The 12,959-nt window shown below is 67.4% G+C and carries 13 protein-coding genes; 8 read left to right on the forward strand and 5 right to left on the reverse strand.

What is annotated here, in order from left to right:
* Nucleotide 1 precedes the first annotated feature (1 nt).
* Nucleotides 2–961, reverse strand: coding sequence for a homoserine kinase (locus tag LRS03_RS25100; protein ID WP_257828973.1), 960 nt, complete (start codon nucleotides 959–961; stop codon nucleotides 2–4).
* A 98-nt stretch (nucleotides 962–1,059) separates the two neighbouring features.
* Here LRS03_RS25100 and LRS03_RS25105 point away from each other — a divergent pair, with 98 nt between their 5' ends.
* Entirely contained in the window at nucleotides 1,060–2,196 is a 1,137-nt protein-coding gene (locus LRS03_RS25105; protein WP_257828974.1) for a GGDEF domain-containing protein, read from the forward strand.
* A 27-nt stretch (nucleotides 2,197–2,223) separates the two neighbouring features.
* Nucleotides 2,224–2,697 (forward strand): MgtC/SapB family protein, encoded by a 474-nt coding sequence (locus tag LRS03_RS25110; RefSeq protein WP_257828975.1) that lies wholly within the window; start codon nucleotides 2,224–2,226, stop codon nucleotides 2,695–2,697.
* A 7-nt stretch (nucleotides 2,698–2,704) separates the two neighbouring features.
* Here LRS03_RS25110 and LRS03_RS25115 read toward each other — a convergent pair whose 3' ends face one another.
* From LRS03_RS25115 to LRS03_RS25125, 3 genes are read right to left on the reverse strand one after another with little or no spacing between them, the layout of a single operon-like run.
* Nucleotides 2,705–3,025, reverse strand: a complete 321-nt coding sequence (locus LRS03_RS25115) for a type II toxin-antitoxin system RelE/ParE family toxin (RefSeq protein WP_257828976.1) — start codon at nucleotides 3,023–3,025, stop codon at nucleotides 2,705–2,707.
* Nucleotides 3,022–3,312 carry a YlcI/YnfO family protein gene (locus tag LRS03_RS25120; RefSeq protein WP_257828977.1) on the reverse strand — a complete coding sequence of 97 codons (291 nt, stop codon included), beginning with the start codon at nucleotides 3,310–3,312 and terminating at the stop codon, nucleotides 3,022–3,024. The genes LRS03_RS25115 and LRS03_RS25120 overlap by 4 nt, the downstream gene beginning before the upstream one ends.
* Nucleotides 3,313–3,359: 47 nt before the next feature.
* Nucleotides 3,360–4,211, reverse strand: coding sequence for a DNA ligase (locus tag LRS03_RS25125; RefSeq protein ID WP_257828979.1), 852 nt, complete (start codon nucleotides 4,209–4,211; stop codon nucleotides 3,360–3,362).
* Between the two features lie 124 nt (nucleotides 4,212–4,335).
* Here LRS03_RS25125 and polA point away from each other — a divergent pair, with 124 nt between their 5' ends.
* The 6 genes from polA to LRS03_RS25155 all read left to right on the forward strand — a co-directional run bounded on the left by polA (nucleotide 4,336) and on the right by LRS03_RS25155 (nucleotide 12,008).
* The gene (polA, locus tag LRS03_RS25130) at nucleotides 4,336–7,107 is read left to right on the forward strand and encodes a DNA polymerase I (RefSeq protein WP_257828981.1); all 2,772 of its coding nucleotides are present in this window, start codon (nucleotides 4,336–4,338) and stop codon (nucleotides 7,105–7,107) included.
* A gap of 214 nt (nucleotides 7,108–7,321) precedes the next feature.
* On the forward strand, nucleotides 7,322–8,122 hold the full coding sequence (locus LRS03_RS25135; protein WP_257828982.1) for an ABC transporter ATP-binding protein: 801 nt from the start codon (nucleotides 7,322–7,324) through the stop codon (nucleotides 8,120–8,122).
* Nucleotides 8,119–8,841: an ABC transporter ATP-binding protein gene (locus LRS03_RS25140; RefSeq protein WP_257828984.1), complete on the forward strand. Its 723-nt coding sequence runs from the start codon at nucleotides 8,119–8,121 to the stop codon at nucleotides 8,839–8,841. Before LRS03_RS25135 ends, LRS03_RS25140 begins: the two co-directional genes overlap by 4 nt.
* 4 nt (nucleotides 8,842–8,845) lie before the next feature.
* Nucleotides 8,846–9,715 carry a branched-chain amino acid ABC transporter permease gene (locus LRS03_RS25145; protein ID WP_257828986.1) on the forward strand — a complete coding sequence of 290 codons (870 nt, stop codon included), beginning with the start codon at nucleotides 8,846–8,848 and terminating at the stop codon, nucleotides 9,713–9,715.
* A 10-nt stretch (nucleotides 9,716–9,725) separates the two neighbouring features.
* Entirely contained in the window at nucleotides 9,726–10,709 is a 984-nt protein-coding gene (locus LRS03_RS25150) for a branched-chain amino acid ABC transporter permease (RefSeq protein WP_257828987.1), read from the forward strand.
* Nucleotides 10,710–10,787: 78 nt separating this feature from the next.
* Nucleotides 10,788–12,008: an ABC transporter substrate-binding protein gene (locus LRS03_RS25155; RefSeq protein WP_257828988.1), complete on the forward strand. Its 1,221-nt coding sequence runs from the start codon at nucleotides 10,788–10,790 to the stop codon at nucleotides 12,006–12,008.
* Between the two features lie 45 nt (nucleotides 12,009–12,053).
* On the opposite strand, the gene LRS03_RS25160 is transcribed toward LRS03_RS25155, so the two are convergent.
* Nucleotides 12,054–12,941, reverse strand: coding sequence for an alpha/beta hydrolase (locus LRS03_RS25160; RefSeq protein ID WP_257828990.1), 888 nt, complete (start codon nucleotides 12,939–12,941; stop codon nucleotides 12,054–12,056).
* Nucleotides 12,942–12,959: the final 18 nt, after the last annotated feature.

Below are 12,959 nucleotides of genomic sequence, written 5' to 3' on the forward strand. Positions count from 1 at the left end.
TTCAGACGACGGCCGGGTGCCAGGGCTCGGCCACCCGATGGCTCAGCACGCGCTCGAAATGCGTGGGATCGTGCGGCTTGAGCATGGAGGCGTCGCGCGGCAGGTGGAAGTCCCACAGGCGCGAGACCCAGAAGCGCAGCGCCGCCGCGCGCAGCAGGGCCGGCATCAGGCGGCGCTCGCCGGAGCTGAGGCGGCGCACCGCGTCGTAGGCGCCGACGAAGGCCAGGGCGCGCTCTTCGACGAGGCGGCCGCTTTCCAGGTCGGTGCACCAGTCGTTCAGGCAGACCGCCACGTCGAACAGGAAGGTGTCGACGCCGGCGAAATAGAAGTCGAAGAAGCCGGTCAGCTGGTGGCCGACGAACATCACGTTGTCGCGGAAGAGGTCGGCGTGGATCGGGCCCTTGGGCAGCGCGGCGTAGGCGGGTGACGCCGCCACCTGCTGCTGGTACGCCAGCTCGCTCTCGATCAGCGTGCGCTGCGCCGGCGTGAGGTGCGGCACGACCACAGGGATGGTCTCGGCCCACCAAGCCAGGCCGCGCAGGTTCGGCTGGTGGCGCGGGTAGTCGGCGCCGGCGAGGTGCATGCGGGCGAGCATGGCGCCCACGCTTTCGCAGTGGCTGATGTCGGGGGCGAGCTGGTGGCTGCCCTCGAGCCGGTTGACCACGGCGGCTGGCTTGCCGCAGAGCGTGTGCAGGATCTCGCCGGTCTCGTCGGCCTGCGGGTCGGGCACCGGCACGCCGTGCTGCGCGAGGTGCTTCATCAGGTGCAGGTAGAAGGGCAACTGCTCGCGCGTCAGGCGCTCGAAGAGCGTGAGCACGTAGCGGCCGTTCGTCGTGTCGGCGAAGTAATTGGTGTTCTCGATGCCGGAGGCAATGCCCTTCAGGGCACTGAGTTCGCCGATGCCCAGTCGGGCGATCAGCGCGGCGGCATCGGCGTGGGGGACTTCGGTGAAGACGGCCATCGGTCGATCAAGCCGGGGTGCGGGAGGTCATGGCTGGATTGTAGGCAGGGGGTGCAGAATCGCCCGCCGATGCCAGCCCGTTCCGACTGCCGCCCACGATGAAGCTTGACGCCCTGACCCTTTTCGCTTCGATGTTCATCAACCTCACGCTCATCGTGGGCGCGTTGCTGCTGGGCGTGGGCTGGAAGGCGCGTACCGGCATGCGGCTGTGGAACGTGGCGCTGGTGCTGCAGGCAGTGGCCTGGGCCTGCCTCGTGGCGGCCTACCGGGGCTGGCCGCGCGAGCTGGCGACGCTGGGGTCGGCTGCGCTGGTGGCGGGTTTCAGCTTCGTGTACCTGGCCGCCAAGAACTACCTGCGCCAGCCGGCATCCATGCCGTGGGTGGTCGGCGTGCCGGTGGTGACGGCGGTGCTGCATTGGCTGCTGTTCTACAACTTCATGGCGCGCATCCTCGTGGTCAACGCGGCCATCGGGCTGCAGATGCTGTGGCTTTCGTGGTTGCTGTTGCGCCCGGGCTCGGAAGGCAGCTGGCGCTGGCGATGGCTGGCCGGCCTGGCGTTGGTGGCCACCGGCGCGCTGGTGGCATGCCGGGCCGTGCTGGTGGTCGTTGCGCCCGAGAGCTACCCGCGGTTCGAGTCGCCGCACTGGGTCAACATCGTGGGGCTCATCGTCAGCAATGCGAGCGTGATGGCGGGCACGCTGGCGTTCCTGCTGGCCCATCGCGACGAGGCCGAGCAGGAACTCAAGCGTCTGGCCACCACCGACGGGCTGACCGGCGTGCTCAACCGTCGCCACTGGATGGAGCGCGCGTTGACGCACTTCAACCTGGCGCGCCGTCATGGTCGTGGTCTCGTGGTGCTGATGCTCGACATCGACTTCTTCAAGCGCATCAACGACAGCCGCGGCCACCAGGCCGGTGATCGGGCCCTCACGCTGTTTGCCGACGCGCTGCAGCTCGTCGTGCGCCAGCCCGACCTGGTGGGGCGCTATGGCGGCGAAGAGTTCTGCGTGCTGCTGCCGATGTCTGACGTGGCCGCCGCCCAGGCCGTCGACCAGCGCCTGCGCGCCGCCATCGTGCGCGACGTGAACCCCAAGCTGGGCTTCGAGCTGACCTTCAGCGCCGGGGTCGCCGAGTTGAAGGACGACGCCACCACGCTCGACGAGGTCATCGCCCGCGCCGACCAGGCGCTCTATGCTGCCAAGCAGGCGGGGCGCAATCGCCTCGTCGTTGCCTGAACGACCTGCCGACAAGGAACGCTGACGATGTGGACCCGCATCCTCGACACCATCGCCGCCGAGTTCTCCGACGCCGTCGATGCGGAGCAGATCACGCGCATCCTGCTGCGCCTTCTGCTGGCGGCCGTGCTGGGCGGCATCCTCGGCTACGAGCGCGAGCAGCAGGGCAAGGCGGCCGGCATCCGCACCCACATGCTGGTGGCGATGGGCGCGGCGCTCTTCGTGCTGGTGCCGCAGCAGGGCGGCATGGAGATCGACGACATGAGCCGCGTGATCCAGGGTGTGGTCGCCGGCATCGGCTTCCTCGGCGCCGGCGCGATCATCAAGAACCGGAGCGAAGAGAACGTGCTGGGACTCACCACCGCCGCCGGCGTGTGGATGACGGCCGCCATCGGCATCGCCTGCGGGCTCGGGCGCGAGATGACGGCGGTGCTGAGCACGGTGCTGGCGCTTGGGGTGCTGGCAGTGGTGCCGAAGTTGGTCGAGCGGCGCCCGGGCTGACGGCGCCTCAGTGGTAGTCGTCTTCGCGCTGATGCCGGACGGCGCCGATCACGACGGTCTTGTCATCCACTACCTCGAACAGCGCGACGTAGCCCGTCGCGCCGAAGGGAATCACCAACTCGCGCAGGAAGGGACTCTGTGCCGCCTTGCGGCAGGTAAACGGAAAGCGCGCGAGCAATTGGATGCCGGCCTTGATGGCCGACAAGGCCTCTTCCGCCAGGGTGAGGTCGCCTTCTTCGCCTCGCGCCAGCTCGCGCTCCAGCACGAACTCGAACAAGCGCTCCAGGTCGCTCAGCGCTTCCGGCGTCAGCCTGACGTCGTACGTCATCCTGCCGTGCGGCCCTTGCGGGCTCGGGCGGCTTTGGCCTTGTCGAGGCGGTCTTCGAGCTTGCGCAGCGCGGTGTCTGCGCTGATGGTCTTGCCGCTCTTCCTGGCCGATTGAAGCGATGCGATGCCGCGCTTGACGAACTCCGACTGGTCGAGGCGGCGGCGCAGGCTCTCGCGCACGGAGGTTTCGACAAACGCCGACAGGCTTTCGCCCTCGTTGAGGGCCTGCTCGATCTCTTCGCGCAGGGCGGCTTCGATGCGGACGGAGGGCAGCGTGGCAGATTTCATGGAGCCAGTGTATTGCAAATGCGATGCACGCTGATGAAGGATTCGTTTCAGTCCACCCGCACCCTGACGAAGCTCGCAAAGCGTGGTGCGCCGTTGGGATGCAGGTCGAGGTAGCGGTAGGTGACCCGCGTGCCGACGGGCGGTGGCGAATGGCGGTCGGTGTCACGCAGCCCGCTTCCCAGCTTGAAGCGCAAGCCTTGCGGCGTTTCCACGAGCAGCGCACCGACCACGCCTTCGTACCTGCCCTTGCCGGGCAGGTGGCCGACCACCGTGGCTTCGGCGTCGAGGTGCTGCTTGAGCTTGAGCAGGTCGTCGCTGCGCTCTCCGCGGTAGGGGGCGTCGCCGCGGCGAAGCATCAGGCCTTCGCCGCCGGCGCGCACGGTCTCGCGCAGCAGGGCTTGCAGGGCCGCCTCGTCGGCCAGCCGGTGGTGAGGCACGGCCTGCAGGCTGGGCGATGCGTGGCGGGCTAGCAGGGTGGCCAGCGCGGGCAGGCGCTCGTCGAAGCGGCCGGGATGATCGGGGAGGTCGAACACCATGTAGCGCAGCTGGCGCCAGGTGTCGTCATCGGCCGTGTCTCTCGCGGCTGCACTGCTGACGTTGGTGAAGCGGCCGCGCCCGGCCCACAGCTCGCCGTCGAGCGGCTGTGTCGGCCAGTCGCGGGTGAACCAGGTCGGCGCGGCGATGCGGTGGCCGTGGCGTGTCCACAGCTTCTGCCCGTCCCAGTACGCGCGCACGCCGTCGTACTTTTCGCTCACCCAGTGGTCGGTCAGCGTCAGGCCCCCGCGGTACACGTTGGCGAGCATCAGCGGGCGGCCGCCCGCATGGGTGGTGGCGGGCAGCCACGGCAGGAAGCCGAGGGCCAGCAGGAAGCGCCGGCGGCGTGAGGAAAAGACAGACATGGCAGGCACGGGCAGGTGGACGAGGCGTGCAGGCTAGGGCCCAGCCTCTGGCCCGACCAGCCCGCTGACGGGGGAACCACCCGCACGGGTGATGCGGCCATGCGCTTCCCCGACAATCCGCGCCATGAACGACGCCCCCCTCCTGAACGACGGCCCGCTGCTGCTGGTCGATGGCTCCAGCTACCTCTACCGCGCCTACCACGCGCTGCCCGACCTGCGTGGGCCGAACGGCTTTCCGACCGGTGCACTGCACGGCATGGTGGCGATGATGAAGAAGGCGGTGCAGGACGTGAAACCGTCGCACGCAGTGTGCGTCTTCGACGCGCCGGGCAAGACCTTCCGCGACGACTGGTACCCCGAGTACAAGGCGCAGCGCTCGCCGATGCCCGAGCCGCTGGTGCAGCAGATCGAGCCCATCCATGAAGTGGTGAAGCTGCTGGGCTGGCCGGTGATGATGGTCGAAGGCGTGGAGGCCGACGACGTGATCGGCACGCTCTCCTGCCTGGCCGCGAAGGCGGGGCAGAAGGTCATCATCTCCACCGGCGACAAGGACCTGGCCCAACTCGTCAACGAGCACGTGACGCTCATCAACACCATGAGCAACGAGAAGCTCGACGTGGCCGGCGTGACCGAGAAGTTCGGCGTGCCGCCCGAGCGCATCGTCGACTACCTCACGCTGATGGGCGATGCGGTCGACAACGTGCCCGGCGTCGAGAAGGTCGGCCCCAAGACCGCGGCCAAGTGGATCGCCGAGTACGGCTCGCTCGACGGCGTGATGCAGGCGGCCGACAAGGTGAAGGGCGTGGCGGGCGAGAACCTGCGCAAGGCCCTGGACTGGCTGCCCATGGGCCGCAAGCTCGTCACGGTGAAGACCGATTGCGACTTCGCCGAGCATGTGCCCGGATGGCCGGCGCTCGGGTCGCTGGCGCTGAAGCCGATCGACCGCGAGGCGCTGCTCGAGTTCTACAACCGCTACGGGTTCAAGACCTGGAAACGTGAACTAGAAGCGGCGCTTGGGGCAGGCACCGCAGCAGCCGAAGCGCCGGTGGTGCTCGACAACCCGACGCCGATGCTCGCGAACCATGCCATCAACCGCAGCTACACCACGGTGCTCACGCCGGACGCGCTGGAGCTGTGGGCCGACAAGGTGGAATCGGCGCCGCTCGCCGCCATCGACACCGAGACCGACTCGCTCGACCCGATGGCCGCGCGCATCGTCGGCATCTCGCTCAGCGTGAGCCCGGGAGAAGCGGCCTACATCCCGCTGCGCCACAGCTATGCGGGCGCCCCCGACCAATTGCCGATCGAGATGGTGCTGGCGCGCCTCAAGCCCTGGCTCGAAAACGCCGACGCGCCCAAGCTCGGCCAGAACCTCAAGTACGACAGCCACGTGTTCGCCAACGCCGGCATCACCGTGCGCGGCTACGTGCACGACACGCTGCTGCAAAGCTATGTGCTCGAAGCCCACAAGCCGCACAGCCTCGACAGCCTGGCGCAGCGCCACCTGGGCCGTGCCGGCCTGAGCTACGAAGACGTGTGCGGCAAGGGCGCGCACCAGATTCCGTTCGCACAGGTCGACATCGAGCGTGCCGCCGAGTACTCGTGCGAAGACAGCGAGATGACGCTGCAGGTGCACCAGACCCTGTGGCCGCAGGTCGAGGCCGACAAGGGGCTGCGCTTCGTCTACGAGAAGATCGAGATGCCGGTCACGCACATCCTGCAGCGCATCGAACGCAACGGCGTGCTGATCGACCCGGCGCGGCTCGCGCAGCAGAGCCAGCAGCTGGGCGAGCGCATGCTGCAGCTCGAACGCGAGGCGCACGAGCTCGCCGGCCAGCCCTTCAACATGGGCAGCCCCAAGCAGATCGGCGAGATCCTCTTCGGAAAGCTCGGCCTGCCGGTCATCAAGAAGACCGCCAGCGGCTCGCCGAGCACCGACGAAGAGGTGCTCGACAAACTGGCCGAGGACTACCCGCTGCCGGCCAAGCTGCTGGAGCACCGCTCGCTGTCGAAGTTGAAGGGCACTTACACCGACAAGCTGCCGCTGATGGTCAACCCGCGCACCGGGCGCGTGCACACCAACTATGCGCAGGCGGTGGCGGTGACGGGGCGCCTTTCCAGCAACGACCCCAACCTGCAGAACATCCCCATCCGCACGGCCGAAGGCCGGCGCGTGCGCGAGGCCTTCATCGCCCCGGCCGGGCACGTGATCGTGAGCGCCGATTACTCGCAGATCGAGCTGCGCATCATGGCCGACATCTCCGGCGACGAGAACCTGCTGAAAGCCTTCGCCGAAGGCATGGACGTGCACCGCGCCACCGCGAGCGAGGTCTTCGGCATCGCCCCCGAGGCGGTGACGAGCGAACAGCGCCGCTACGCCAAGACCATCAACTTCGGCCTCATCTACGGCATGGGCGCTTTCGGCCTGGCGGCAAGCCTCGGCATCGAGCGTGCGGCGGCCACGCAATACATCGACCGCTACTTCACCCGCTACCCGGGCGTGAAGCGCTACATGGACGAGACCAAGGAGTCCGCGCGCGCGAAAGGTTATGTCGAGACGCTCTTCGGCCGCCGCATCTACCTGCCCGAGATCAACGGCGGCAGCGGCCCGCGCAAGGCCGGCGCCGAACGACAGGCGATCAACGCGCCGATGCAGGGCACGGCAGCCGACCTGGTGAAGCTCGCGATGATCGCGGTGCAGGCCGCGCTCGACGAGCAGCAAAAGCGAACGCTGATGGTGATGCAGGTGCATGACGAACTCGTGTTCGAAGTGCCCGAGGCCGAGCTCGACTGGGTGAGGAGCGAAGTGCCGCGCCTGATGGCCGGCGTGGCGCAGCTCAAGGTGCCGCTGCTCGCCGAAGTGGGTGTGGGGCCCAACTGGGACGAAGCCCACTGAGCGCGCCGCGTGGAGGGCAGTCCCGCCATCCACGCACCTGTGTTTCATTCCACCCCTCGGAATCACGGCCTAGGAAAACAACTCCCTGGGCCCTCCCTTACGGGAAAGACCCCCCCTCGCGCCGAGGAAGACTCCACACTAAATTGCGCACGCCTTCGATCTGAAGGGCGGAACGCGGAGCGCGGTTTTGCGATGCAGAACCTGCGCCGCAGTGATGGGGAGACTTCGAATCGACGCGCGCACCACACCACCGCTTCTGGACGTTAGCGACGTCACGGTTCGCTTCGGTGGCATCACGGCTTTGGACAAGGTCTCCTTCCAGGTCGAGGCCGGAAAGATCGTCGGCCTGATCGGCCCCAACGGGGCCGGCAAGACAACTCTGTTCAACTGCCTCTCGCGGCTCTACGAGTTCAGCGAAGGGCGCATTGCCTTCGAGGGCCGCTCGCTGACCGAGGTGCCATCGCACGGCATCGCCGAGATGGGCATCGGCCGCACCTTCCAGAACCTGGCGCTCTTCCGCACGATGAGCGTGCGCCAGAACGTCATGCTCGGCGGCCACAGTCGCACGCGCACCGGCTACCTGTCGAACGCCTTTCGCCTGCCCAGCGTGCGCCGCGAAGAGCAGCGCCTGCGCGAGCATGTGGAGCAGGTGATCGAGCTGCTCGAACTGGGGCCCGTGGCCGAGACAGTGGTGGCCGACCTGCCCTTCGGCACGCAAAAGCGCGTGGAGTTCGCGCGGGCCCTGATCACCCAGCCCAAGCTGCTGCTGCTCGATGAGCCGGCCGGTGGCCTGAACCATGAAGAGGTGGGCGCGCTGATGGAGCTGCTGCGGCGCATCCGCAGCGAACTCAAGCTCACCATCCTGCTGGTGGAGCACCACATGAACCTCGTGATGCGGGTGTCCGACCAGGTGGTCGCGCTCAACTTCGGCCGCAAGATCGCCGATGGCACGCCGGCCGAAGTGCAGGCCGATGCAGAAGTGATCAGGGCCTATCTCGGCGCGGAGGCTGCATGAGCGCCGACCAAGCCATCCTCCAGGTGCGCGGCCTGCACGCGCAATACGGCCAGACCAAGGTGCTGCACGGGCTCGACTTTGACGTGAAGGCCGGCGGCATCACCACCATCCTCGGCGCCAACGGGGCCGGCAAGACCACCACGCTGCGTGCGGTGTGCGGCATGGTGAAGATGCAGGGCGAGGTGCTGCTCGGTGGCGAGCGCATCGACGGCCGTGCCACCGAGAGCATCGTGCGCATGGGGGTGGCCCACGTGCCAGACGGCCGCGGTACCTTCCTCAACTTCAGCGTGGAAGAGAACCTGCGCATCGGCGCCTACACCCGCCGCGACAAGGCCGAGGTCGCGCTCGACTACGAGCGCATGTACACCTACTTCCCGCGCCTGAAGGAGCGCCGCAGGCAGCAGGCCGGCACGCTCTCGGGCGGCGAGCAGCAGATGCTCGCGGTGTCGCGGGCGCTGATGCTGCGACCGCGTCTGTTGCTGCTCGACGAACCCTCGTTCGGCCTCGCGCCGCTGGTGGTGCAGGAGCTCTTCGCCATCTTCAAGGCCATCAACGAGTCCGACCGCATCAGCATGCTGCTGGTCGAGCAGAACGCCTCGCTCGCGCTCAAGCTCGCCGACCACGCCTACCTGCTGGAGACCGGCCGCGTCGTGATCTCGGGCACCTCGGAATCGATCCGCAACGACGAGTCGGTGCGCCGCTCTTACCTGGGCTACTGAATCCATGGACCTTCTGATCCACCAAGTGCTCTCCGGCCTGGCCACCGGGGGGATCTACGCCAGCATGGCGCTGGCGCTGGTCATGATCTACCAGGCCACGCACGAGATCAATTTCGCGCAGGGCGAGATGGCGATGTTCGCCACCTACCTCGCCTGGGCCCTGATGCAGGCCGGGCTGCCGTACTGGGTGACCTTTTTCCTCACGACGGGCGTCGCCTTCCTGGCCGGCGTGGCGATCGAGCGGGTGGTCATCCGGCCGGTGGAAAACGCGCCGGTGCTGTCGGTGGTGACGGTCTTCATCGGCCTGCTCGTCATCTTCAACAGCGTGGCCGGCTGGATCTTCGGCTACACGATCAAGCCCTTCGCGAGCCCCTTTCCCGAGCAGCCCTTCTTCGGCAACCGCTTCATGTCGTCGCACGAGATCGGCTCGATGGGCATCACGCTCGTGCTCCTGCTGCTGCTCTTCGTCTTCTTCCGCTACACGCCGCTCGGCCTGGCCATGCGCTCGGCGGCGCAGAACCCGGTGTCGGCGCGGCTGGCCGGCGTGCGCGTGGGCTGGATGCTCGCGCTCGGCTGGGGCCTCGCGGCGGCCATCGGCGCCATCGCCGGAATGATGATCGCGCCGGTGGTCTTCCTCGAACCCAACATGATGGGTGGGGTGCTGTTGTACGCATTTGCCGGCGCGTTGCTCGGCGGCATCGAGAACCCGTGGGGCGCGGTGATCGGCGGCTTCATGGTCGGTGTGCTGGAAAACGTGGTCGGCGTGTACCTGGGCACCGAAGCCAAGCACACCGTCGCCCTGGTGCTGATCGTGACCGTGCTGGTGATCAAGCCGTCGGGCCTGTTCGGCAAGGTCCATGTGTCGCGGGTCTGAGGAAAACACCATGACCACCCTCCACAAACCCGCCCTCAGCCGCAACCAGCTCATCGGGCTGGCCCTGGTGCTGGCCCTGGCCATCGTGGTGCCGCTCTTCCTGCCCGACTACCGGGTGTTCCAGTTCGCGCTCGCGCTCTGCTACGCCATCGCGATCCTCGGGCTCAACATGCTGATGGGCTTCAACGGGCAGATCTCGCTCGGCCACGGCGCCTTCTATGCCATCGGCGCGTATGTCGCCGCGATCCTGATGGACAAGGTCGGCATGCCCTATTGGGCGACGATCCCGATCGCGGGCCTCGTCTGCCTGGTCGCGGGGTTCCTCTTCGGCCTGCCGGCGTTGCGGCTCGAAGGGCTCTACCTCGCCATCGCCACGCTCGCGCTCGGCATCGCGATGCCGCAGATCCTCAAGCACAAGGCGCTGGAGCACTGGACGGGCGGCTCGCAGGGCCTCGTGATCATGAAGCCCGATGCGCCGCAATGGAGCGGGCTGTCGCAAGACAAGTGGCTGTACTTCTTCATCCTCGCGTGGACGGTGCTGCTCTTCTTCGTCGGATGGAACCTGCTGCGCGGGCGTGTCGGCCGGGCGATGGTGGCCTTGCGCGACCAGCCCATCGCCGCGCGGGCGATGGGCGTGAACGCGTCGCTGTACAAGTCGCTCACCTTCGGCGTGTCGGCCATGTACACCGGGATTGCCGGCGCACTCGGGGCCATCGCGGTGCAGTTCGTCGCGCCCGACTCCTTCGGCATCTTCCTGTCGTTCAGCCTCTTCATCGGCGTGGTGATCGGCGGGCTGGCCTCGATCTCGGGCGCGATCTACGGCGCGCTCTTCATCCAGTTCGTGCCCAACCTGGCCGACCAGCTCTCCAAGTCGGCGCCGTGGGCGCTGTACGGCGTGTTCCTCATCGTTTTCATGTACGTGATGCCCACAGGCGTGGCCGGCTTCGTCCGGCTCGTGCGGGCTCGGTTTCTACGAGGGCGGGTTACTCAGTAGACCCTCATTCGGGCCTCAGGCGTTGATGGGAAACGCCGGGCCGGCGCAACGTGTCTTCATTCTTCGAAAGGAAGCGACATGACCTCCAGAACCTTCAACCTTGTGCAGTGGGTGGCGGCGTGCGCGTCGCTGGCGTTCAGCGTGGGCGCGGTGGCGGCCGGCAAATACAGCCCGGGCGCCTCAGACACCGAGATCAAGATCGGCCAATCGCAGCCCTACAGCGGCCCCGCCTCGGCCTACGGCACGATCGGCAAGCTGCACCAGGCCTACTTCAAGATGATCAATGAGCAGGGCGGCATCAACGGCCGCAAGATCAACCTGATCAGCCTGGACGACGGCTACAGCCCGCCCAAGACGGTGGAGCAGATCCGAAAGCTCGTCGAGCAGGAAGAGGTGCTCGCCACATTCAACACGCTGGGCACCGCGCCCAACACGGCGATCCACAAGTACATGAATGCGAAGAAGGTGCCGCACCTCTTCCTCGCCACCGGCGCCACCAAGTGGGGTGACCCGAAGAACTACCCGTGGACCATCGGCTGGAACATCAGCTACCAGTCCGAGGGCATGATCTACGCGAAGTGGCTGCTGAAGAACAAGCCCAACGCCAAGGTCGCGATCCTCTACCAGAACGACGACTACGGCAAAGACGTGCTCAAGGGCGTGAAAGACGGCCTGGGCGCGAAGGCCGCCACGATGGTGGTGAAGGAGGCGACCTACGAGGTGTCCGACCCGACGGTCGATTCGCAGATCCTCACGCTGCAGGCCTCGGGTGCCGACACCTTCATCAACATCACCACGCCGAAGTTTGCGGCGCAGGCCATCCGCAAGGCCTACGACTCGGGCTGGAAGCCGCTGCACATCCTCAACAACGTGGGGGCGTCGATCGGCTCGGTGCTCACGCCGGCGGGCCTCGACAAGTCGAAGGACCTGATCACGCTGCAGTACTACAAGGACCAGAACGACCCGCAGTGGAAGGATGACCCGGCCATGCTCGAATGGCGTGCCTTCATGGGCCGCTACTACAAGGAAGGCGACCCCAAGGACGCGAGCAACATGTACGCGTACTTGACGGCGCAGACCCTGGTGCAGGTGCTCAAGCAGTGCGGCAACGACCTCACGCGCGAGAACGTGATGAAGCAGGCCGCGAACCTCAAGAACTTCAAGCTGCCGCTGCTGCTGCCCGGCATGGCGATCAACACCTCGCCCACCGACTACTTCCTGATGGAGCAGGGCCAGCTGGCCAAGTTCAACGGCACGCAGTGGGTGCTGTTCGGCGAGCTGATCGGCGCGAACGACTGATCGCGTTTCGCCACCGCATCGAGAGCCGCCTGCGGGCGGCTCTCGTCATTTCGACGCGGTGGTGGTCTTCGGGTCCTGCAGCATGAACGAGGACACGTCGTCGAGCACCGTCGACATCCAGCGCAGCGACCAGGCCATCGAGGCCACCAGCGTCACGTGGTCCACGCCCTCGTAGAGCTTCATCTGCACCGGGGCGCCGGCGGCCTTCAGGCGCTCGGCCATCTGCTCGGTGTTGCGCACCGGGTTGACCAGGTGGTCGTCGTGCGCCGCACCGAGAAAGGCACGCGGTGCATGGGGCCGCACGTAGTCGATCGGCTGCGTGCCCGGCGGGTAGTCCGGGTGGTGGAAGACCACCTGCGCCTGCGGGTTGGAGATCGGCAGGAATTCGTAGGGCCCGGCCAGGCCGATCCAGCCCGCGAGCGCGGCGGGCGAGTGGCCTTGTGCCTTGAGCCAGCGCTCGTCGAGCGCCACCATCGCAGCGTTGTAGGCGCCGGCGCTGTGGCCCATCACGTAGACGCGTTGCGGGTTGCCGCCCAGGCGTGAGGCTTCGCGCAGGGCGTGGGCGGTGGCCCGGGCGCTGTCGTCGAGGAAGTCGGGGTAGCGCACGTCGGGGTAGAGGCGGTAGTCGGCGATCAGCGCGAGCACGCCGCGCGAGGCCAGCGCTTCGCCGGCGAAGGTGTACTCGGCGCGGCTGCCCCAGTGCCACGAGCCGCCGTAGAAGAACACCACCACCGGCCAGCCGCCGGGCGGTGCCGGGCGGGTGGGGCGGTAGACGTCGAGCTTCTGCCGCGGGTGCGGGCCGTAGCTCACGCCTTCGGTGAAGCCGTAGGTCGACGAGGGCTTGAGCGCGTTGAGCCCGGACGAGCAGGCGCTGAGGGCTGGGCCCAGGGTCAGCAGGGTGGCCAGGCGGCCGAGGTGCAGGCGTCGGTTCATGGGGGAGCCTTACGCGGG

Source organism: Rhizobacter sp. J219, assembly GCF_024700055.1.
Lineage (GTDB): Bacteria > Pseudomonadota > Gammaproteobacteria > Burkholderiales > Burkholderiaceae_C > Rhizobacter.

Bases quoted from the DNA above. Each gene is read 5' to 3' on its own strand.
- LRS03_RS25155 (WP_257828988.1), top strand. From the start codon at position 10,788: ATGACCTCCAGAACCTTCAACCTTGTGCAGTGGGTGGCGGCGTGCGCG.
- LRS03_RS25110 (WP_257828975.1), top strand. From the start codon at position 2,224: ATGTGGACCCGCATCCTCGACACCATCGCCGCCGAGTTCTCCGACGCC.
- LRS03_RS25105 (WP_257828974.1), top strand. From the start codon at position 1,060: ATGAAGCTTGACGCCCTGACCCTTTTCGCTTCGATGTTCATCAACCTC.
- LRS03_RS25160 (WP_257828990.1), bottom strand. From the start codon at position 12,941: ATGAACCGACGCCTGCACCTCGGCCGCCTGGCCACCCTGCTGACCCTG.
- LRS03_RS25125 (WP_257828979.1), bottom strand. From the start codon at position 4,211: ATGTCTGTCTTTTCCTCACGCCGCCGGCGCTTCCTGCTGGCCCTCGGC.
- LRS03_RS25100 (WP_257828973.1), bottom strand. From the start codon at position 961: ATGGCCGTCTTCACCGAAGTCCCCCACGCCGATGCCGCCGCGCTGATC.
- LRS03_RS25120 (WP_257828977.1), bottom strand. From the start codon at position 3,312: ATGAAATCTGCCACGCTGCCCTCCGTCCGCATCGAAGCCGCCCTGCGC.
- LRS03_RS25140 (WP_257828984.1), top strand. From the start codon at position 8,119: ATGAGCGCCGACCAAGCCATCCTCCAGGTGCGCGGCCTGCACGCGCAA.
- polA (WP_257828981.1), top strand. From the start codon at position 4,336: ATGAACGACGCCCCCCTCCTGAACGACGGCCCGCTGCTGCTGGTCGAT.
- LRS03_RS25115 (WP_257828976.1), bottom strand. From the start codon at position 3,025: ATGACGTACGACGTCAGGCTGACGCCGGAAGCGCTGAGCGACCTGGAG.
- LRS03_RS25145 (WP_257828986.1), top strand. From the start codon at position 8,846: ATGGACCTTCTGATCCACCAAGTGCTCTCCGGCCTGGCCACCGGGGGG.
- LRS03_RS25135 (WP_257828982.1), top strand. From the start codon at position 7,322: ATGGGGAGACTTCGAATCGACGCGCGCACCACACCACCGCTTCTGGAC.
- LRS03_RS25150 (WP_257828987.1), top strand. From the start codon at position 9,726: ATGACCACCCTCCACAAACCCGCCCTCAGCCGCAACCAGCTCATCGGG.